The following is a 21,153-nucleotide window of genomic DNA, read 5'->3' on the forward strand; positions in this document are numbered from 1 at the left end:
GTCTTAATCCCTTTCAAATCAGGGCATCTTTCAAACGACCCCCATCAATTTTCCCTTTATTTTCAATAAGTTACAAAGGGGGCTTGGCAAGACGGTCTCTCCCAGAAAAGTTGTATGAAATTTAAACAAATTTTCGCACTCTAGCCGCCCTCTCCACCTTAAACGGTGTCAACACCCAGCCACTGACACAGCCGGCTGCGGAAATCCCTGACGTTCCGCCCGTCTACCACTTGTATATCGAGTACCTCCGCGCGGCGGCGGTCCGCTTTGTTCAGCAGGTAATGGCTCACCAGCATGGCGCGGGCGCGGATGCCGCCCAGCTGACGCACCAGGGTGGCGAGCTTGTAGAGGGCTTCGGCCGCGTCTTCCTCCTCCGCATTGTAGTGGCGGGTTTTGCACTCGATAATATGCAGGCGGTTGTCGTACAGCAGCGCCAGGTCCAGTTCGTTTTTCACGCCTTCCCGGCGGGACACAAGGGTTAGCCCCCGGCCCAGGTCCTGCAGGCGCGGCAGTTTTTTGCGCACTTCCTTCGCCTCCAGCAGGCAGTGGTCCTCCAGCCAGAGTCCGTTGCACAGAGCGCGGGCCTCCTCGCTGCTGAAGCGCACCCGGCTGCGCTCCGGCAGCAGCAGGCCCTCCTGTCCCAGTTTGTCGAACATGGCTTGCAGCTTCTGGTCATTTTGCTGCGCCGGGTTCAGCTCCGCGATCAGCTCCGGGTGCTGCGCCGCCCGGTGTGCCAGCCAGTTGAGGGTGCGGATAGACTCGGCATAGCTGCCTTTACCAATCCACTCCAGAAACAGTTCCCGGTGCCCGGGCTTGACCTGTGGGGATTTTGCCTCTGTCAGGTCATAGCCGTGGGCGAGGAAGAACTGTTTCAGCTTCAGCCGGTCTTCGATATCAAAGAGCTTCTCATCGCGGCCGCCCTGCTCCAGCCAGTGGACGCGGTCGTTGTGCACATAGAAAACCGGCACCTCCTGCTGATAGCCGGCCATATAGGCGGCGATGGACATTGGCTTGGTGCCGCCGGTGGCGTTGACCAGGACTTTTTCTCCCTTTTCTCTGCGCTGCGCGATTTCGCTGTCCAGCTTCTCCTGTATCCCCGCGTAGTCGAAGGCGTCTTCAATGGCCAGTTCGCTCACGGCAATACCCGTCGGCTGAAGAATATCTTTCAGCCAGCTGATCCGGTGGCGCTGCTGGGGACTGACGACAAATACCACCTCATCGGGCTTCAGGCGGCTGTCCAGCAGCGGGCAGATATTGGGGCTGGGCTGTTCCGAGAGCAGACAAAAATGCACTTCGCGGGCCATGGGGGTTTCCTCCTTTTTGTGTTATGCGGTTGCCGACAGCCGATAGTGGCCGAGTCCGAAGGTGGCATTTTTTCCCAGGTGCAGCCACTGGCCCAGTGCCAGCAGCTGCGAAAAAGGGGCCAAATCGCCGCTCAGGCGAATGCGCCCTACCAGACCGCCGAGGGCCATTTTCCTCTGCTGGCGGTTGGAGTAGCGCTTCCAGTCATACCAGCGCAGCTGGCTGTGCATATCAATGGTTTCCGCCGCGCGGGCGAGCGCGGGGAAGTCCGTCTGCGGCGGCTGTTGCAGATTGCTGTCGCACAGCAGTTGGTGGCGCCGGGCCAGCGCCATTAACAGCGCGCGGGGGCTGAGCGCTTCGGCGCCCAGGGGGCGGCCGTTGTTCTGCAGCCGCAGGGGCGTGAGAAATTCCAGCTCCACACTGGAGGCCGCCACTGCCCGCGGCTTCACCGGCGGGTGCCGGCGCAGGCTTTCCTCTCCCGGCCGGTATATCGGCTCTGTTTCCCCTTCCGGGTAGACGGCGAGCAGGCGGCAGCGCTTGCGCGCCACCCCCAGCCCCCGCGCCAGGGCGCGCTCCCAGGCCAGTACCACCAGGGGCAGCTGGTGCAGGGCGCGGCCGATCAGCACCAGGTGAAAATCAAATGTCCGCCCGGCTTCCACAGTGCGCAGGCCCAGGGGCGGCTCTATCACATAGGGGTTGGGCATGCGGCTGAATTTCTGCAGGCTGTGGCCGGATACGGGCGGCGCCTCGAACAGCTGCGCATAGGGGCAGGTGTCCTGCAGCGGGCAGCCGTTGCAGTCGCGCCTTTTGGTCATGCAGGCGAGGCGGCGCAGGGCGTGGCCGAAGGCGCCGCGCAGCATGGAGCCGGCATAGGGCGGCAGCTGCAGGGCGTCTTCCGCCCGCACCTGCAAACGGTAGCGGCACAGGGGCAGGCCGATTTCCGCGCTCATTGGCCGTCCCCCAGTTTTTTCCACAGGTCTCTGCCGGCGCCCTTTTTCTTGCGGTTCACTTTCAGGTACTCGAAGGCTTTGTCCACCAGCTCGCGCAGTTCTTCCCTGAGTTCCCCGTCCCAGCTCTGCGCCCGGTTCACCAGCTGCGCCAGGGCCTGCCCCACCGGGCTGCCGAGGCCGGTCTGGCGCGGCTGCGGGAAGCGCTGTTTTTCCTGTTCCAGCATATCGCGGTATTCCTGCATGGCGCGGCGCTCGGGGGGCAGGGCGGCCAGGCGCGCCTCCCGCTCGCGCGCTTCCCGCTCCTGGCGCTCTCTTTCGCGGCGCGCCTCTTCCTCTTTGCGCTGCCGCTCGCGCAATTCTTCCTCCGCCGCTGCGCGCTTTCGTTCTATGTCCGCGCGCCGCTCCGCTTCCCGGCGGCACAGATCGCGGTTGTAGTCGCGCAGCTTTTCCGCCAGCGCGCGGCTGCGGAGATCCTCCGGCTCCGGGTCGATTTCCGCAACCAGCCAGCCGAAAGGTATCAGGCTCTCGCGGGCGTCTTCCCGCTCGCCGGCCAGCCAGAGGGTGGTGGCTTCTGACTCGTAACGCGACCCCTCAATTTTCTTGCCCATAATTCTGATACTGCGGACGCCCTCTATGGTGACGCACTCGGCGCCGGAGTGACGGCCCACCCGCAGCAAGAGTGCGCGCCCCTCATCCAGCAGTTCGCCCAGCTCGCCGCGGAACAGTTCTTCCACAAGCCGCTGCCAGCGGGGATCGAGACAGCCCAGCTTAAGCAGTATGTCCATTTCCCGCTCCCACTGTTCGCGGTAAAAGCGGTTGCAGTGGCGCACTATATCGGCGAGGGCCAGCGTATTTTTCGGCTGCCCGTCGCCCAGTTCCGGCGCGGCCCGCAGCAGAGACAGTGGGGCGCGGAACAAGCGGCTGGCCATGGCCGGCAGCACTTCGCGCATCACCCGAAGATTGGATTTTCCCTCGGCTCTGGTTTTCTTGTCCGCCTTGTGAGGCTTTTTGTACAGGTTGTGGTCATAAATAATCCGCGGGCCGGGGTTGTCGCTGCTTTTCTGCCACTGGCCGTCGCCGATTTTGACCATGCGCATGGGGTCAGATTGAAAACCGCCGCCGAGCAGTTCCCTCTCCAAGCGGGAACTTTTTAATACTTTTCTGCGCTTTCCCCCGTTGAGGCCGTTAAGCACCCCCGTGCGGATGGCGCCTTTGACACTGGAACCGGGCAGCAGCGGCTCCTGGCTGTGGGGATTGAAACAGGTGCGCTGCAAGTGAAATTGGTTCAGCACATTTTTCTCGGATTTCACCTGGGCCACCCGGCCGATACCCTCGTGGTATTCCTCCGCCACCTGGGGAGCCACTGATACTATATGACGGGCGCGGGCCAGCAGCAGTTCGCGCCTCTTGTAAATAAACCGGCGCAGACTCAGCAGGGCCTTATAGCCGTGATCACCATGGTTGGACCCGGAGGAAGGGGTGCCGACTCCGCCAGCACCTGCGCTTGGACCGAGGACAATAGTGCTCAACTTGTTCCGGTCCTTTTCAGTCAGTACCGCATCCAGATCTTCGATATCGAACCCGAACAGTGTCTCCCCATCCATCACATAGTTGGTGGGCTCGTAGTCGATACCGCAGCCGATATGCAGCGGCCCCAGGGTGCTGAAAACCAGCTGGTGGCCGGCGAGAAACTCCGCGCTTTGTTTCATGGCCCTAACTCCTTTCAATGCGCGCCCGCACCCGCCGCAGGTTGAGCCCCACCGCCGGCGCATAGCCCTGGTGCACCGAATCCGCAACGGCAACGGAAAGGCGCCCGTCGCCGCCCAGCCCCCGCCCCAGGGGCTGGACCGGCCCGGCGCCCGGTGCAAATACACTGCCGGTATCGGCAAGCAGTACCGGGTTTTTGAAGGGGTGCCCGCTCACTGCAGCCAGGGCGCCGTGGCGCCCGTAGCGGGTGAAGGGTTTCCAGTAACTCGCCTCCGGCTTGTAGCCCAGTCCCTGGGGCGCGCAGGGTGCCAGCGCCATCCAGGTGTCGCTGTCCCCCTGTTCGGGCAACTGGTACAGCTCTGACAGTTCCAGGTGAAAGCGCCCGCGGCCGATGCCGGCATCTTTGCCATAGCCGCTGTCCCCAATATTTCGCAGCAGCTGCTCCAGCATTTCACCGCTGAAGCGGCTTTCGTCCACCAGGGCGTAGATATCCAGTTGCGCGCCGGGGTTGTACCACTGCTCCTCGACTGTGTAGGGAGCAAATGCTCCTTCGCCGGTGGTGCCGGTGCGGCGGTTGATGGTGTTGTGCACGCGGGCCCGGGCTTTCTGCCAGGCGGCGCGGCCGGCGATATCGGAGGCGCTGACACAGTGGTGCAGCCACTCTTCCACCGGCTGCTGGAATTTTTCCAGGGGCAGCCACAGGCGGTTTTTGTACTGTTTGCGTTTTTCCGGCGCTGTGTCTTCAGTGTCCGCGCTCAGGGCGAAGAGGGGCAGCTGCGGGCGCGGCAGATAGCCGGCCGGAAAGGCGTCGGAGAGCACGCAAAAAGGTGCGCCCTGGGTATAACCCTCAAGCTGTCGTACCAGCGCCTCTTCCCCGTTCGCCAGGCGCAGCGCCCAGCAGAGCTGACCGAAGAGGGTGTCGCCGCGCAGCGGGGTGGCGAAGGCGGACAGCGGGCGGATGCGGAATCGCCAGCTTTGCATAACCGGTCTCCTGTTCAAGCGGTTTCACCGAAGGGGTCCAGGACTTCAAGTTGTTGCTGCAGCTGCCCCTCGAGAACAAATCGCACTCTCCCATAGCCCCGCGAACCGGAACCGCCAAGGGCATCCAGTTCCAGCAGGCGCAGGCCGGTGAGCAGCAGATTGGTGAGCCGCGCTTCGTCGTCTCCTTCCAGCAGGCGCAGACTGAGGCTGAAGTCGAATTCGGCGCCGGCGGGCACCCGCTCGAAGTTGCGCGGATTTTCGGCGGTGCCGCTGATGCGGTTGATGCAGTTTTCGTATTTGGTTTCAGTGAGGGGCAGGTTTCTGTTCTCGACAGCGGCCAGCCACTCGGCGCAGGGCTCGCAGTCGCGAAACGCCAGGCGGGTGAAGCCCAGGCCGTATTGTTCGGCTTCTTCTTCGGTGAGCTTGTCGCCACCGGAGACGCCGAACAGCTGCAGCAGTGCCAGCGCCGGTTCGCGCTTGGGGGCTCTTTCCAGGTGGCTCAGCCCGAAGGGTTTGCCGCCGCTGATGCCCACCAGTCCCAGGCGCCACTCCAGCAGGCTGCGCAGCTTGCCTTTGAGGCTGCTGCCGGGAATATAGGGCTTATTGGTGTGCGGATTCTTGATTACCGGGTTGTCGGTGCCGCCGATATGCATTTCTTCATCGCCGCCGCCGATATGCAGACCGGAGAGCAGTTGGATCTTGCCTTTAACGTCGATAATTTTTTGCAGTTTCACGATGCCTCTCCTCCCTATTGCGGCCGGTACATTCTGTAAAAGCCCATAAAGGCTTCCATAAAGTGTTTGAAATTGTCGAAGGTCTGCCAGTTCTCCACTTGGCGAAGACAGGTCTGCATTAATTGATAAAATTTCTCGCCCACCAAATCACGGCTTTTGGCGTAGGCCACCTTGGACAGGATCATGTGCACAAACGGCAGTCTGCGCTCGAAGTCCCGCTCGCCCTTGTCGTGCAGCCGGCAGATTTCGTCGTAGAAACGGCGCAACTGAGTGGATTTATTAATATCTTTTTTACCTTTCCTTTTATTTTTGCCGTTCCTGTTGTTGTCATCAGCCTCGCTCTTGGCCTCATCAGCAATAATCTGCGCCCATTGGTCGGCGGTGGTGCTGAGCAGTTCCGCTGTGAGTGCCTGCAGTTGTACTTCAGGTTCCGCGCTGTTTTCCTTGATCATACCTCCCCCCTCTGTTAGTGCCGGTACTGGTAAAGGTGTGTGCAGAGAGCGATACGATAACCGCTCTGCCAGGTGCTGATGGCATTCGCAAGCTTGCAGTTCAGACTTTCAACCCACTGCCCGCGGCGCGCTTCAAAGGCTTCCCGGGTTTCGTCCGTCCGCCGCTGGAGGCGGTCGCCGATATGACGCTGTACCTTGTATGCGAGGCGCGAACGCCACAGGGCACCGCGGGGATTACCGGCTTTTTCTTCCCCGGCCATATCCACCAGTTGTAAAAGGCTGTAGACGAAGCTGCCGCTCAAACTGAATTCCTCTTTCAATTGACGCAGCTCTTCGCTTTCTGCCAGTAGGGCGCAAAAGTCGCTCCAACTGACGGTTTCCCCATAGCAGGTGACACTGTCTTTTCCCTCCCGCGCCTTGCTCGCATCCAGGGCTTCTTCCGCGGCCTGCCCGCGGCGGCGCACCGGCAGGCCGGGTTTGCCCAAGTGGAAGCCTGCGGAAAAGTGGATGTCCGGATTGCCGGCCACGTAGTTGGCGAAGTCTTTGCGCATGGCCTCAGCCAGTTTCAGCTGGCTGTACCAGGGGCCGATCAGGAAGAAGTCGTCGCCGCCGGCGAAAACGGTGTAGCTGTTGCGGAATCGCTCGCGGCAGCGCCAGGGCAGCCAAAGGGCGAAGAAGAAGTTCATCTGCCGGGACAGGGCGGCCATTTTGGCAAAACTGGGTTTTTCCAGTCCGCGCTGAAATATCTGGCCCAGGTTGTCTACGTCCCCCTTAAGGCTGTGCAACGCGGTAACTCCCTGCCTGCCGCCTTCGCTGTCTTTGCGGCGGTCTTCGCAGGCGAGATGGTTGAGGCTTTTTATTTCGTCGCGGTTGGGCGGTTCTTCACCCAGCTGTTCGTAGCGCGTCAGGTCCGCGATATCGGCAAGTTCAAAACGCGGCACATAGGCGTTGATAAAGCGCCGGGCACAGCCGTTCCAGAGGGGGGCCTCTCCGTCTTGGGGCAGCGAGAAATCCCACAGGCGCACCGGGTCCGATCCCGTCTCTCCGGTGTCGGCGAAAGTGATGCGGTAACCGAAAATATCTGTGTCCAGGGTGCGGTTATTCACTGGTTCCCAGGTGACCAGCAGGCGGTCGTACTTCGCCAGGGCCTCGCCGATGCGGATCTGGTCGCGGGCCTGGCGGCTCATTCTAACGTCGCGATGCGAGATCTCTGCCGGACTGTATTCGTCCAAGGGGCACTCGCCGTCTGCAAAGCGCTCCAGATAGCCTTCAAATACCGCCGGGGTTTCCTCGCTGCACAGGTCCAGGCGCTTGAATTTTTCTACTTCCAGCTGTTTGAACAGGCGTTCGACAAGGCGGCGGAAACCGTCCTGACCGCCGCGGAAGTCAGCGGCGCAGGCGGGCAACCAGGTCAGAGTAAGACCGGCGCGCCCCTGACTGTGGTCCATAAACCAGCGGTTGATCACTGAACGGGCCTCTTCCAGCGCCACTGTTGTCTCCGGCGTATTGGGCGCCACCAGCAGGAATTTTCCGGCGGCGTTGATGACCTGACTGGTGGGTGGCAGACCGAGACTTTCCAGCAGATAGAGCGCGACGCACTCGGTGAGCAGGGACACCATAAAAGAGCGGCCCCGCAGCAGTTTGGCGGCGTATTTCTGCGTCTGACTGCCGGCGGCGAAGATAAAGTCCTGGATGCCGGTCATATCGCCCTGAACGAGCAGAAACTTTTGCTCTTCATCGTCACTACCGTCGCGCAGGCGCGCCGCTGCGGCACTGTCTTCACGGCCGGTTTCCCGGTGCCAGCGCCAGAGTGCGGTGGCCAGAGCGGCGGTGGTGCGCGAGTGATCGTAGAGGGAGACATCCGCGGGAACCGGCACAAAGCGCCCGTCCACCTTGGCCGCGGTGGCGGAGGGGATGGCGTGGGTAAAGGTGAGCCACAGGCTGTCGAAATGGTCCAGCCACAGGTTCAAATCCCCTTTGTGAGAAGGGGGAATGGGGTTTTCGGACAGCGCCTTTTTAAACTGTTCCCACAGCCGGGCGTATTCCGCCCGCGCGCTCGCCTTGTCTTGAGGCTCGCAGTCTCTCGCTCCCTCCGGCATCAGTGCCTGGGGAGAAAGCGGGCGCAGCGGGTAACGGTGACTCCCGGCTTTTTGCCCGCCCGAGCGCTCCGACAGGCGGATTTTTTCCAGCAGCACTTCCATGCGCGCACTCAGGTGACTGCGGTTCTCCAGCCCCTCTTCCGCTCGGTTGTATTCCTCGAACTCGCTGCGCTCAAACCCGGAGGCCAGGCGGTCGGCACTGGCCACCACCCACTGCAAAAAGGTTTCCGGTTTGTGGTGGCGGGCGGCGGCGTTGATCAGTGAGTCGCCATCGGCCAGTTCGCTGCCGCTGGACCAGGACGCGAAAGGCGAACAGTCACCGGATTTGATATCCGGCAGATGTTCTTCCAGCAGATCCATTGCGATGGCGGTGTAGGCGGCGTGGATGTGGCTGTAGCGGCCTTTGAACTGAGGACAGTACTGCTGGACGTTCAGGTCTCGCAGACTATTACCTCTGTCGTCAGCCTGGCGCTCCGCTTCGGCAATGCCAGCGCGCTCGGCGAACTTGCCCAGGTCGTGTAAATAGGCGGCGAGCGACACGCGGGCGCTGGCCTGGGCTAACGGGTGTTTTTCCATATTGGGTTACTCCCGAGGGTGCTTTTTTCCTTTATATCTGACTTCATTCAGGGCGCGTATGTGGACGCAGTAAGTCAGCTTCCGCATTAATCGCGCCAGTCTATGTTTTCCTTTTCCAACGCCAGGCCGTAACTGGTATTGGGCCTTTTACCAAAACGGGTTATCTGGTAGTTACGCGCCAGCGCCTTGCCCAGCTGGCTTTCGAGTATTTTGTTTACGCGGCTTTTCTTCTCTTCGAAATAAGCCTTGTCCATGCCGTTTTTTAAACTGCGTTCAGTCAATTCTCTATCGCGTCCCATTTCACCTTCAACGGAGCGCACCAGAGTCATCAGTTCATCCGCGAACAGGCCATTAGGTTCACGCAAATCCGCAGCGCAAGGACGTGAATCGTCCCTCAGGTGGCGCTGAACGATCCACGCGTAGAATGCGAATAGCATAGGGGGGAGCTCCACCGCTAATCCACTGGCGCGGAGCTGCCGACAGGTCAAGTCCAACTCAAGCCGGGGCGGTTCATCGATACGCTGAATATGGCGGATGGTCTCACTAAAACCGGCACCACCCTCCAGCAGCGGCTGGGGAATTTCCGTACGCAATCGAACAAAGGGGATATCCGCCAGTTCCACTCGTGCGTCCCGGGCATCCAATACACGGCCGTTACCGACCTCTATCAGGTGGCTTTCTCGGGTGGGGAAGAAAAACTCCGGGTGGCTTTCGTAACCGGACGATACCAATACGTGAGAAAGACGGTCCTGCGCGCGGCCGAACAGCGACAATGCGTAGCCAGCAAAGTAGCCCATGGTTTTTCGTCCACCCGCGAGGGAGAGGTGCAGGGCGGCGCACGGGTCGGAGGTGAAACGGCGCACCCAGTCCACAATCTGGTCCGCGGCTATTTCGTTTTCCCGCGCAGTGCGAATGTCTTCCAGAGGCTGGCCTTGCGCATCGCAAAGTAAGTGAATGTTCTGTTCTTTAAACAGCTCCGGGTCCAACCCATATTCCTTGCACAAGCGTACAAAATTGCCTCCATGAAGAAGCTTGTGGCGTGCGCTGCGGGCACCACTGGCGGTGGTTAACAAGTGAATTTCAGTGGGTATGAACGCGGGGCGCTGAACGCAGGCAAGTGCATAGAGCGTTTCGGTGAGTATCTGCGGCGACATGCCGCTTACCGCCAGTAAAATCCGGCGTTTGCAGTTTTTTGGTTCCATTCCGTACATCAGGTTTTTCTATTTGCTTTTGCACGCGCATTATGCACGCCCTGATGAGCGCTTTCAGAAATCGCAAGCTTGCGATCTTTGCCCAATTTTTTGATTCTGCCTAAACGGAAGGGTAACTGTCCACACGGACGTCTATAACGCCCGCAGCTGCTAAAAAAAATACCCCTCCCCCAGAACGGGAGAGGGGGCGGGGATCAGGAATTTTCCAGGGAAACGGGCAGTTCTGTTTCACTGCCTTTGCGTCCATGCATTTTCAGACGCAGCACTTCGATCACCTTGTACAGGTTGGGCACCAGCAGCAGGGTCACAAAGGTGGCGCAGAGGACGCCGAAGGCGAGGCTGACCACCATCGGGATCAAGAACTGCGCCTGGATGGAGCGCTCGAACATAATCGGCACCAGGCCAATAAACGTGGTGAGCGAGGTGAGAATAATGGGGCGGAAGCGATCGCGGCCCGCCTGCACCACCGCATCCATAATCGCCATGCCGCCAGCGCGCAACTGGTTGATACGATCCATTAGTACCAGGTTATCGTTCACCACAACACCGGCGGCGGCGAGGAAACCGAGCATAGACATAATGCTGATTTCGTAACCCAGCAACAGGTGGCCGAGAATGGCACCGAAGAAGCCGAAAGGCACCGCAGTGAGAATCAGCAGCGGCTGCGAGTAGGAGCGGAAAGCGATTGCCAACAGCGCATAGATCGCGAACAGCGACAGCACAAAGAAAGCGATGATGGCGCCGTTGAATTCCTGCTCCTCCTGCATTTCACCGGCGGTCTTCAGAGAAAAGCCGGGGAATTGTTTTTCCCACTCGGGCACATTTTTTTCTCGGATCTGTTTGAGAATTTCGTGGGCGCTGGCGGAGCCCGGCGTCAATTCCGCGGTGATCTGCACGGTGCGCTCGCGGTCGTGGCGGCGGATGGTGGTGTAGCCGGGCACATAGACGGCGTCCGCCACCGCGCTGAAGGGAATTTCGCCCTGATTGGTGCGGATGCGGATTCGGTCTATCTGTTCTTCGCTCGCACGCTCCTCTTCGGGATAGCGCACCATCACGCGCACATCTTCGCGCCCGCGGGGGATGCGCTGTACTTCTTCACCGTAAAAGCCCTGGCGCACCTGCTTGGCCACATCGGCCAGCCCAATTCCCAAATTAGTGGCGTAGGGTTTGAGCTGGATTTCGATATCCCGGCGGGCACTGGTGAGGTTGTCGCGCACGTCGTAGACACCGGCATAGCTGTTCAGTGCCGCCTTTACCGCATCCGCCGCCACACGCAATTCATCCATGTCGCCGGAGGCGGTGCTCAGGTTCAGGCTCATGCCCGCGCCGTCGTCGCCGATGGTGGAAGAGATGTTCATCTCCTCCACACTGGCGGGCAGCTCGCCAATATACTCGCGCCAGCGCAGCGCCAGCTGCTCGGAAGTGACGTCTCGCAGTTCACCATCGGTCAGCTGCAACAGTACCGTCACATTGCCCCGCCACAGGAACACCATGGTGTTCGCCACAAACGGCTCACCGTTGTTAAGTGCCAGCATTTCCTCATCTTGCGCGAGTTGTTCGCCGGCGCGCTCGAACTGCTCCATAACCCGTTTGGCTTCCTCAAAGGATTCGCCCGGTGCCATCACAGTAGTGAGCTGCAGCAAGTCGGAAGGCACCTTGGGTGAGAAAGAAAAACCGATATAACCGCCCTTAAACACAGCGAAGGACAGCAGCAGTGCCACAAGGAAGGCCATCACTGTAGTGCGGCTGTTGCTGAGAGATTTCCCCAGCAGCGGCATATAGTAGTTGTCGCAGGCCGTCTGCATGCCACCGGCGAATTTGCCGCGCAGGTTCTGCAGCCAGTGGCCGAAACCGGATGTCGCCTTGCGCTCCGGCTTCAGGCCCACCAGGTGTGCGGGCAGAATCAACAGGGATTCGATCAGAGAGAAGGAAAGTGCCAGCAGTACCACCACCGGCAGCGACAGCATCATTTGCGCGGTATAGCCGGGCAGGAACAACATGGGAATAAAGAACACCATGGTGGAGACCACGGCGAATATCACCGGCGAGGAAACCTGCTTGACGCCTTCCTCCGCCGCTGCCAATCCCGTTATGCCCCGGTCGTGGGCCGCGTGCACCGCCTCGCCCACAATGATGGCGTCATCGACGACGATCCCCAGAATTAGCAGGAACGCGAACAGCGAAAGCATATTCAGGGTGACACCGGTCACCGGCAGCAACCACAGGGCGCCCATAAAGGCAGTGGCGATGCCCACGGTAACCCAGATGGCGAGCAGTGGGCGCAGAAACAGCATCAGCAACACAAACACCAGCACCAGACCGCCCAGCGCGTTGCTGAGCAAAAGGTTCATGCGCCCCTCATAGGCTTTGGAGAAGTCAAACCAGATATCGAACTCCATCCCCGGCGGCAGTTGTTTGCGGGCCTCTTCCATAAACGCCTTGATGGCGTCGGCGGTGGCCACCACGTCCAGCGGATCGCCCTGCAGCACACGCAGGTTCATGGCTGGGTTGCCGTTGAAACGGATTATCGAACCCTCTTCCTCGAAGCCATCTTCGATTGTCGCCACGTCACCGAGCAGCAGCTGGGTGCCGTCAGCGCGGCTCAGCAGCGGTATGCGCGCGAAGTCATCCGCGGTGTAGGCCTGGCCGCGGGTCTGCACCTGAATATCACCGCGGTCGGAGCGCACCATGCCCGCAGGTAGGTCCAGGGAGGAACGGCGCACCGCGTTGGCGACATCGTCGAAGCTCAGGTTGTAGCGGCGCAGATCCAGTTCGGAAACTTCAATGGAGACTTCGTCGGCGCGGTCCCCCCAGACATCCACTTGGCGCACACCGGGGAGGAGAAGCAGCTTATCGCGCAAATCCAACGCCGTGTCCTTCAGCTGGCGCGGCGAAACCGGCCCCCCGATGGCGATGTGCATGATTTGCGTCGACCACTCTTCCAGCGAAACCACCGGGCGCTCGATATCCGCCGGGAAGGTACTGATGGAATCCACCTGCACCTTGATATCGTTAAGCAAGCGCAGCTGGTCGTAGCCCTCCGCCGCTTCCACCTGTACGGTGCTGTGGCTGCGGCGAGAGAAGGAGTTCACCTCCTTGATGCCCTTGACGTCGGAAATGGCCTGCTCCACCCGCAGCGTGACCTGCTGTTCCACCTCCCGCGGACCGGCGCCGGGATAGCTGATATCCACCCGCACTATGCCCGGGTTGATCGCGGGAAAGACTTCGCGGCCGATATGGAGAACACCGAATAGACCGCCGATGATAATCATGATCATCAGCAGGTTGGCGGCCTTACTGTTGCGTACGAACCATCCAATAATGCCCTGCATAGTCAGAGCGCCTCCTGCGCAGTTGCCGCGGCCCCGCCGTCATCGCCGAGCGGCAGGCCGGTGGGTTTTTCATTCAGCGGGTTGGCGGTGATCACCATGCCTTCACGGGAATAACCGAGGCTGGAGACAATGACTTTCTCGCCGGAAGCGATGTCGCCGCGCAGCCAGACTTCCTCGCCCACCGCCTGCAGCAGTTCCACCTCTTTGAAATGCAGGCGGTTTTCCGCGTCGAGCACCAGCAGATGGTCGCCCTCGTGCAGCGCCTGGCGCGGCAAGCGGGTGACGTTGTCGAAAGTTTTGCCGACGATATCCGCCTCCACGAAAAGACCGTTCAGCAGAGGGGCCTCACCTTTATAGGGATCGCGCACCTGGGCAACGGCGTAAACGAAGCGGCTGTTCGGATCAATGCTCGCCTCGGTGCGCACTATCTCACCGCGCCACTCGCGCTCATGCCCGGCGATCTGTGCGGACAGGCGCACCGCGGGACCGTTTTCAACGGACTGCCCCAAAGGCAGATCCAGCAGAGCCAACTGGCGGTCGGTCAGCGGCAGGCGCACCTCGGCGATGCCGGTACTGTGAATCTTGGCCAGGCGCGTGCCCGGCGCTACGTACTGCCCCAGGTCCACATAAGTCTCGACTACGCGACCGGCGAAAGGCGCCAGCACTTTTGTGCGCGCCAGATCCAGTTTGGCCTGATCGCGCTCGGCGCGGGCCGCAGCCACCGCGGCCTCGGCGGCGGCCAACTGCGGCTTGCGCAGGAAAAGTTCGTTGGCGGCGGGGGACCCCAGGTCGCGCCACTCCCGCTTGGCCTGCTTGGCGCGGCCCTGTTCCTGGGCCAGTGCGGAAATGGCTTCGGCCAGCTGCGCCTCGGTGCGGGTGAGTTGGTGCTCGTAGTCAGCGGCCTCTATCTGCAAGAGCGAATCCCCGGCATCAAAGAAGCCCCCGGCCACGAAGGCGTCGCTCACCCGCTCGATCACACCGCCGACACGGGCCACCACTTCGATCTCGTAGCGCGCCTGTACCGTACCCTGACTGGGCACCAGCAGAGTTTGGCGCCCGGGGTCAGCGTAGAGCACATCGGCTACTGGTGGCGGTGTCGCCTCCGCAGCCTTTTCCTCAGGCTTCGGCGCAAGCCCCAACACCAAAGCAATAGCGGCGATGCCAACCAACAGAACAATCACCAGCAGCTTGTTTTTCTTAGAATTTTCCACAATACCCTCAACCCGGAATTGGATCACAGTTGTTCAAAAATTAACTAGCGGTGAATTCTACTGGAGTTCGACGACGAAAGATGCCACTTCGGATGCAGGTCACCGCAAAGCACTGCGCTTTGCCGCAAACCTTTCTCACCGCGCCCAGGTCACGCATAATGCCCCACCCAATTGGCCCCTCAGGGATGGCCGCAGGCCGCCTCTGTGAAGAAACAATCCCGTCATACGGATGTAAAACGAAGATGCTGGATATCAACGCCCGAATAGCTGAAGAACTCAACGTACGCTCGCAACAAGTGGCCGCCGCGGTGGCACTGTTGGACGAAGGGGCCACAGTGCCCTTTATCTCCCGCTACCGGAAAGAAGTTACCGGCGGGCTGGACGACACCCAGCTGCGCACCTTGGAAGAACGGCTGCGCTACTTGCGCGAACTGGAAGAGCGCCGCGCAACCATCCTCAAGAGCATAGAAGAGCAGGGCAAACTGACCCCGGAACTGGCACAACAAATCGAAGCCGCCGATACCAAGAACCGCCTCGAAGACCTCTACCTGCCCTATAAGCCCAAACGCCGTACCAAGGGCCAGATCGCCATTGAAGCCGGCCTCGAGCCGCTGGCAGACGCACTCTTCGCCGACCCATCCCTGAACCCCGAAGAAGAAGCGCAGAAGTATCTCAACACCGAGCACGAAGACAGCGCGCTGCACGTCAAGGACATCAAAGCCGCACTCGACGGAGCCAAGTTCATCCTGATGGAACGCTTCGCTGAAAATGCCGAACTGCTCGGCAAGCTGCGCGACTTCCTCAAACGCGACGGCCAGGTGAAATCCAAGGTACTCGACGGCAAAGAAGAAGAAGGCGCCAAATTCCGCGACTATTTCGAGTACAGCGAAGACTGGGCCAAGGTCCCGTCCCACCGCGCCCTGGCGATATTCCGCGGCCGCAACGAGGGCATACTGGCCATCAGTATCGGACTCGAAGGCGACGAGGAGCGCGCACCGACACAGGCCCACCCCTGCGAGGCGATGATTGCCAAGCACTTCGAAATTTCCGACCAGGGGCGCCCGGCGGATAAATGGCTGGGCGAGGTGGTGCGCTGGACCTGGCGCATCAAACTGCTTACCGCCCTGGAAACAGACCTGCTCGGCGAGCTGCGCGAGCGCGCAGAAGAAGAAGCCATCAAAGTATTCTCCCGCAACCTCAAGGACCTGCTGCTGGCGGCCCCGGCGGGCCAGAAGGCCACCATCGGCCTGGACCCGGGCCTGCGCACCGGTGTCAAAGTGGCGGTGGTGGACGCCACCGGCAAACTGCTGGACCACACGGCGATTTTCCCCAACCCGCCGCAAAACCGCGTACAGGAGTCCGCCGCGGTGATCGCCGCCCTGTGTGAAAAATACAACGTGGGCCTGATCGCCATCGGCAACGGCACCGCCAGCCGCGAGACGGACAAATTCGTCGGCGATACCATCAAACAGTACAAGCTCAAAGTGCAGAAGGTGATGGTGAACGAGGCCGGGGCCTCCGTTTACTCCGCATCCGAATTCGCCGCGCGAGAGTTCCCGGATCTGGACGTCACCATCCGCGGTGCCATCTCCATCGCCCGCCGCCTGCAGGACCCGCTGGCGGAGCTGGTGAAAATCGAACCTAAATCCATCGGTGTGGGCCAATACCAGCACGATGTCAGCCAGACCATGCTGGCCCGCTCCCTAGACGCGGTGGTGGAAGACTGTGTGAACGGCGTCGGCGTGGAACTGAACTCCGCCTCTGCGCCGCTGCTGGCGCGAGTGTCGGGTCTGAGCCAGTCCATCGCCAACAACATCGTGACCTACCGCGACCAGAACGGTGCCTTCAAAAACCGCGAACAACTGATGGAAGTACCGCGCCTCGGGCCCAAGGCCTTCGAGCAAGCCGCCGGCTTCCTGCGTATCAACAGTGGCGAAAACCCGCTGGATAAGTCCGGCGTCCACCCCGAGGCCTATATCGTGGTGCGCCGCATCGCGGAGAAAAACGGCCGCGAAATCAACAGCATCATCGGTGACACCGCCTTCCTGCGCAGCCTGAACCCGGCGGACTACACCGATGAAAAGTTCGGCCTGCCGACGGTCACCGACATCATCGCCGAACTGGAAAAACCCGGCCGCGACCCGCGCCCGGAATTCCGCACGGCGAAATTTGAAGAGGGCGTCGAAGAAATCAAAGACCTGCGCCCGGGCATGGTGCTCGAAGGCACCGTCACCAACGTTACCAACTTCGGCGCCTTTGTGGATATCGGCGTTCACCAGGACGGCTTGGTGCATATCTCCGCCCTGTCGGAGAAATTCGTCAAGGACCCCCACGAAGTGGTCAAGGCCGGCGATATCGTCAAAGTGAAAGTGATGGAAGTGGACGTAGCGCGCAAGCGTATCGGACTGTCCATGCGCCTTTCCGATGAGCCGGGCGAACAGGGCAGCGGCGGCGTCAAAAAAGGCGACCACCGCGAAAGCCGCCAGGCCCAGCGCCACAACAACAGAAACCGCCAGCAACAGGGCGGCGGGCGCGGCAGTATGGGCGACCTGCTGATGGCGGCGATGAAAAACAAAAAATAAAAGTAAAAAGGGCGATCAGCCGATCGCCCTTTTATTTATAAGGCCCCTGATTAATCTAGACCCGAGACGTAAAGATAACACGAAGCCAAACGAAAGTCTTAGATAACAAGACTACCATCTCGAAATCGCCAAACACCGGCAGCCACCCGAATTTTTAAATAAATTTTATTAGTAGAGAGACAGAAACCATCCGTAGCACTCTCACGAATAAAGCAAAGCAATGAACTTTAATCTAGGCACTTAATCTTCGACTATTTATAATTCTATACTTGCATATCAAGGATCTGTGAGACAAGGAGTTGTTGCCATGTCGATATATGAAGAAGAAAAACAGTATCACGAGAAAAACCTATTGGAGCGTGTAATCGATGACGTACTGAAGAACAAAGGAGGTGAGCTCACTCAAAGCGATTTGAACCGAGTTAGCGTAGCAGCTCAAATTCAAATAGGTATTGACACCTATCGTCTGCAAGCAAGCGAAATGAGCGAAGAGCAATTACGCAACGAGAAACATAACTCAACTCGACTCGCACGTCACCTTGAAGAGATTGGAAAGCCTCGACCACCGCGTTGCCATGCACATGCCATAATTTCTGGAAATCACAAATACGCAGCTCAGCTAAGAATCATTATGGCCGCACTTAAAATACGTATTGATGATCCTGACAATGTATGCTGGCTTCCGGAAAACACAGCTGCAACGCCTCACCCCGCGTTCCCTGCTGCTATACCACACAGCAGAATCCATAGATTCAATTACTTTTTCTGGTTATTCTCCCGGCTTAGAGGAATAAGAAGCAGTCAAATATTCAGAAAAAACCTGCAATTAATAGCCAAATATCTACAAGAAGGAAATATCCCCGAATATGTCATGCTGAAAAAAGGAGCTGGCCTTCCCAGCGGCGCGAGGTTTCCACAATGATATATAGACTTGGATTTGATCGAGAAAATTACCTGGTAGGCGATATATCCCTAGACGAAATAAAAGCTAAGATGGGAGATTATTTTGCACTGGACAGAGATTGCTGGTCTGAAATCTGGCGCCCCCCAGAAATTGTCTTCACAGACGAAAGCGACAAAAAGAATGTTACCAATCCCCCAGACATCACCTGTTGGTTTACTGATGACTTAATCCTCAACGAATTAGCTGTCAATAAAATTGGTCATGAAATTGAACCCTATGGAGAGCTTTTACCTGCAACGTGTGAGGGAATACCTTATTGGGTTTTACACGTTACACAAAAAACGGGCATGGATACCGTAGATCTTGAAAATAGCAAGCGCACAGTGGAGGAAGGCGGGTTCATTGATGTACATAATCTGAAATTTCTGGAAGATCGGCTAAAAGACATATTGATATTCAAAACCGAGTTCAGTGGTTATAAAAATATCTACTGTACGGAAAGGTTTAAAGCGTTAATAGAGTCCTCCAACCTAAAAGGATTAAGGTTTTCCATGGACCTCGCATCAATTTTTTAAAAAAACTGCGTTTCCGGCGCACTGCTAAACCGCAGCTGCTCCCCGCTCTCCGGATGGGTAAATGCCAGCTCCGTCGCATGCAGCAACAGTCGCGGTGCGGCGGTCCGGGCCTGCGGGTGGGCGTAGAAGGGATCGCCGAGAATCGGATGGTCTATGGCCTGCAGATGCACCCGCAGCTGATGGGAGCGCCCGGTTACCGGGCGCAGGCACACTAGGCTGAAACCGGCACATGCGGAGATTTTTTCCCAGCGGGTCAAAGATGGCTTGCCCAGTTCGAAATCCACCTTCTGCCGGGGCCGGTTGGGCCAGTCGCAGATCAGGGGCAAATCGATTTCACCGGAATTGTCCGCCAGCTCTCCCCACACCTTCGCACAGTAGACCTTCTCCACCTGACGGTTTTGAAACTGCGCGCTGAGCTTGCGATGCGCCTGCGGATTCCGCGCCATCACCACCAGCCCAGAGGTGTCCATATCCAGCCGGTGCACAGTCAGCGCCCCCGGATAACGCGCCTGGGCGCGAGAAGCCAGGCTGTCGCGGTGCGCCGGGTCGCGCCCGGGCACGCTGAGCAGGCCGCTGGGTTTGTCCAGCACCAGAAGTGCTTCGTCCTCGTACACCACGCTGAGGAAGGGCTCGGCGGGCGGGCGGTATGCGCGCAATTTCTCTCTCCCGCTATCTGACAATGGGGGGCGGTCTCTGTGTCATTTGCGCGAGCCTTGTGGTCAATATCGACCCCCAGGAGTCTGTACCGAGAAGCGGAGGATTCAGAGCCTCCCTAGTCCGCCGGCAGTTCGCGGACACGCTCGCGCGGTGCCGCCATTATACGCCGCATTATGCCCAGGCCCCTGCGCCAGCCGAGCACACTCTGGGCTGTGACCACGCCGCCGATCATGGCCCCGGTAACACCGCAGATCAAAATATCCTGCCCTGTCAGATACAACCCTTTGATTCGGGTTTGCGGCCGCAGCCAAGATTCCTTGAAGCGCGCCGGGTCGTGTTCGAGACCATAGATTTCGCCGCGGGAATAACAGCAGAAATAATCGGTGGACAGGGGTGTGGATAGCTCGCAGTAATCGATCTGCCCGCGCAGTTGTGGGAAGTGTTTGTACAGGTGCTCCAGCAACCGCTGGCTGAATTTTTCCTTCAGTGCTTCATAGTCTTCTCCGCGCTTACCCCAGGGCTTATCGTGCCACTGCTGGAACCACTCGTATTTGGCCGGCGCGACAATTTCTATGGTGGCGCGGCCTGGATAGCGCTGGTTGAAACTCGGGTCCTTGGCGGATGGAAAGGAGATGTATACCAGTGGTATTTCCGCCTCGCTGTCAGCGGTGAATTCGCGCACCGCACCTTCGTAATCCGTTCCGGGGTAGAGCCAGTAGTTGGTCTTCGGCAGCCCCAGCTCGGCGGCGGTTTTGCGCAGGCCGATATAGAGGCAGAGGTGGGCCATGGAGGGCCGCACGCGCCGCAGATCGCGGCAGTAACCGGCCTGCTCGCTGGCGCTGCGTGGCAGCAGGCGCTCGAAAGTATTAAATACGCCCGCAGCGGAGATCACCAGCGGGGCCGCTATCTCCGTGCCGTCCGCCATGCGCACACCGCGCACGCGCTTTCCGTCGAGCAGAATGGTTTCCACCTTCGCATAGGTGAACACCTCGCCGCCGCCTTTTTGGATCTGCGGGATGATCGTCTCCGCGATCTTGCTGGCACCGCCCACGGGATAGTAACCGCCGTAGAGATAGTGCCTGGCGATAAGGGCGTGCATGATAAAGCTGCCGGTCTGCGGCGTCATACCGTTGTCGCCCCACTGTCCGGTGAGCACGGCGATCAACTTTTCGTTGTCGGTCAGCTCGCGCAGGGCCTCGTAAGTGGTTTTGTTCAGGTAATCCGGCCAGGTGAATTTCTTCCACAGTGCCAGCAGCGGACCGCACCACTGCGGCAGCAGTTTCTCCATCGCCAACAGGCGCATGGCCCTGCCCGCCACGGATACCCGCTGCAGATAGGCCTCGATGGTTTTCTCTTCCCCGGGGAAATGTTTCAGGATTTCGGCGGCGAATTGCTCCCGCCCCGCACACAGGTCGAACTGCTCGTCGCCGATACAAATGCGGTCATAGCAGTTATCCATCGGCGCCCAGTGCAAATTCCCGGCAGTGAGAAAGTCGAACAGTTTTTTCGTTACCGTCGGGTGATGGCCCACATCGCCGATATAGTGCACCCCCACATCCCACTCATAGCCGTTGCGGTCGTAGGCGTGAGTGAAACCGCCGGCAGTGTAGTGCTGCTCCAGCACCAGTACTTTCTTGCCCGCCGCACTCAACAGGGCCGCCGTGGTGAGACCGCCCATTCCCGAGCCGATCACAACGGCATCGTAAGGCCCTTGCAGGCGGCCGGGTCTGTAGCGCCGCCCAATTCGGAGCCGGCTGGGTTGGGGCGCCTTGCGCGCGCTCGCGGTTGCTTCCGCCATATCGAGCCTCTCAATAGGTGATTAATTATTGTTGTAACGCAACCTTAGCCTCGAACGCCCCTATATGCAACTAGTTGCATAT

At 59.5% G+C, this 21,153-nt stretch carries 15 protein-coding genes; 3 read left to right on the forward strand and 12 right to left on the reverse strand.

What is annotated here, in order from left to right; all coding sequences use genetic code 11:
- Positions 1-158: 158 nt before the first annotated feature.
- The 10 genes from BM155_RS15545 to BM155_RS15590 form a co-directional block, all read right to left on the reverse strand.
- Positions 159-1,304, reverse strand: a complete 1,146-nt coding sequence (locus tag BM155_RS15545) for a Card1-like endonuclease domain-containing protein (protein WP_074904121.1) — start codon at positions 1,302-1,304, stop codon at positions 159-161.
- 21 nt (positions 1,305-1,325) lie between these two features.
- Positions 1,326-2,252, reverse strand: coding sequence for a CRISPR system precrRNA processing endoribonuclease RAMP protein Cas6 (cas6, locus tag BM155_RS15550; RefSeq protein WP_074904124.1), 927 nt, complete (start codon positions 2,250-2,252; stop codon positions 1,326-1,328).
- Positions 2,249-3,961 (reverse strand): type III-A CRISPR-associated RAMP protein Csm5, encoded by a 1,713-nt coding sequence (csm5, locus tag BM155_RS15555; RefSeq protein ID WP_074904126.1) that lies wholly within the window; start codon positions 3,959-3,961, stop codon positions 2,249-2,251. The genes cas6 and csm5 overlap by 4 nt, the downstream gene beginning before the upstream one ends.
- 4 nt (positions 3,962-3,965) lie before the next feature.
- Positions 3,966-4,940, reverse strand: coding sequence for a type III-A CRISPR-associated RAMP protein Csm4 (gene csm4, locus BM155_RS15560; protein WP_074904129.1), 975 nt, complete (start codon positions 4,938-4,940; stop codon positions 3,966-3,968).
- A gap of 14 nt (positions 4,941-4,954) precedes the next feature.
- Positions 4,955-5,674, reverse strand: coding sequence for a type III-A CRISPR-associated RAMP protein Csm3 (gene csm3 / locus BM155_RS15565; RefSeq protein WP_074904132.1), 720 nt, complete (start codon positions 5,672-5,674; stop codon positions 4,955-4,957).
- A 14-nt stretch (positions 5,675-5,688) separates the two neighbouring features.
- Complete coding sequence (csm2, locus tag BM155_RS15570; RefSeq protein WP_074904135.1) at positions 5,689-6,126, reverse strand: type III-A CRISPR-associated protein Csm2; 438 nt, start codon at positions 6,124-6,126, stop codon at positions 5,689-5,691.
- A 14-nt stretch (positions 6,127-6,140) separates the two neighbouring features.
- The gene (cas10, locus tag BM155_RS15575; protein ID WP_074904138.1) at positions 6,141-8,801 is read right to left on the reverse strand and encodes a type III-A CRISPR-associated protein Cas10/Csm1; all 2,661 of its coding nucleotides are present in this window, start codon (positions 8,799-8,801) and stop codon (positions 6,141-6,143) included.
- Between the two features lie 86 nt (positions 8,802-8,887).
- A complete protein-coding gene (csm6, locus tag BM155_RS15580) occupies positions 8,888-10,003 on the reverse strand; it encodes a CRISPR-associated ring nuclease Csm6 (RefSeq protein ID WP_074904187.1) in 1,116 nt (371 codons plus the stop codon).
- A 203-nt stretch (positions 10,004-10,206) separates the two neighbouring features.
- Positions 10,207-13,344: an efflux RND transporter permease subunit gene (locus BM155_RS15585; protein WP_074904142.1), complete on the reverse strand. Its 3,138-nt coding sequence runs from the start codon at positions 13,342-13,344 to the stop codon at positions 10,207-10,209.
- 2 nt (positions 13,345-13,346) lie between these two features.
- A complete protein-coding gene (locus BM155_RS15590) occupies positions 13,347-14,555 on the reverse strand; it encodes an efflux RND transporter periplasmic adaptor subunit (protein WP_074904190.1) in 1,209 nt (402 codons plus the stop codon).
- A 242-nt stretch (positions 14,556-14,797) separates the two neighbouring features.
- Here BM155_RS15590 and BM155_RS15595 point away from each other — a divergent pair, with 242 nt between their 5' ends.
- The 3 genes from BM155_RS15595 to BM155_RS15605 all read left to right on the forward strand — a co-directional run bounded on the left by BM155_RS15595 (position 14,798) and on the right by BM155_RS15605 (position 18,616).
- The gene (locus tag BM155_RS15595) at positions 14,798-17,137 is read left to right on the forward strand and encodes a Tex family protein (protein ID WP_067156288.1); all 2,340 of its coding nucleotides are present in this window, start codon (positions 14,798-14,800) and stop codon (positions 17,135-17,137) included.
- 307 nt (positions 17,138-17,444) lie between these two features.
- Positions 17,445-18,059, forward strand: a complete 615-nt coding sequence (locus BM155_RS15600) for an AHH domain-containing protein (protein WP_074904145.1) — start codon at positions 17,445-17,447, stop codon at positions 18,057-18,059.
- Positions 18,056-18,616, forward strand: a complete 561-nt coding sequence (locus BM155_RS15605) for an imm11 family protein (protein ID WP_067156294.1) — start codon at positions 18,056-18,058, stop codon at positions 18,614-18,616. Before BM155_RS15600 ends, BM155_RS15605 begins: the two co-directional genes overlap by 4 nt.
- Here the strand turns inward: BM155_RS15605 and BM155_RS15610 are convergent.
- The gene (locus BM155_RS15610) at positions 18,613-19,272 is read right to left on the reverse strand and encodes an RluA family pseudouridine synthase (protein WP_067156297.1); all 660 of its coding nucleotides are present in this window, start codon (positions 19,270-19,272) and stop codon (positions 18,613-18,615) included. The genes BM155_RS15605 and BM155_RS15610 overlap by 4 nt on opposite strands.
- 116 nt (positions 19,273-19,388) lie before the next feature.
- Positions 19,389-21,071, reverse strand: a complete 1,683-nt coding sequence (locus BM155_RS15615; protein ID WP_074904148.1) for a phytoene desaturase family protein — start codon at positions 21,069-21,071, stop codon at positions 19,389-19,391.
- Between the last annotated feature and the right edge of the window lie 82 nt (positions 21,072-21,153).

The organism is Microbulbifer thermotolerans, assembly GCF_900112305.1.
In the GTDB taxonomy this organism is placed as follows: Bacteria; Pseudomonadota; Gammaproteobacteria; order Pseudomonadales; family Cellvibrionaceae; genus Microbulbifer; species Microbulbifer thermotolerans.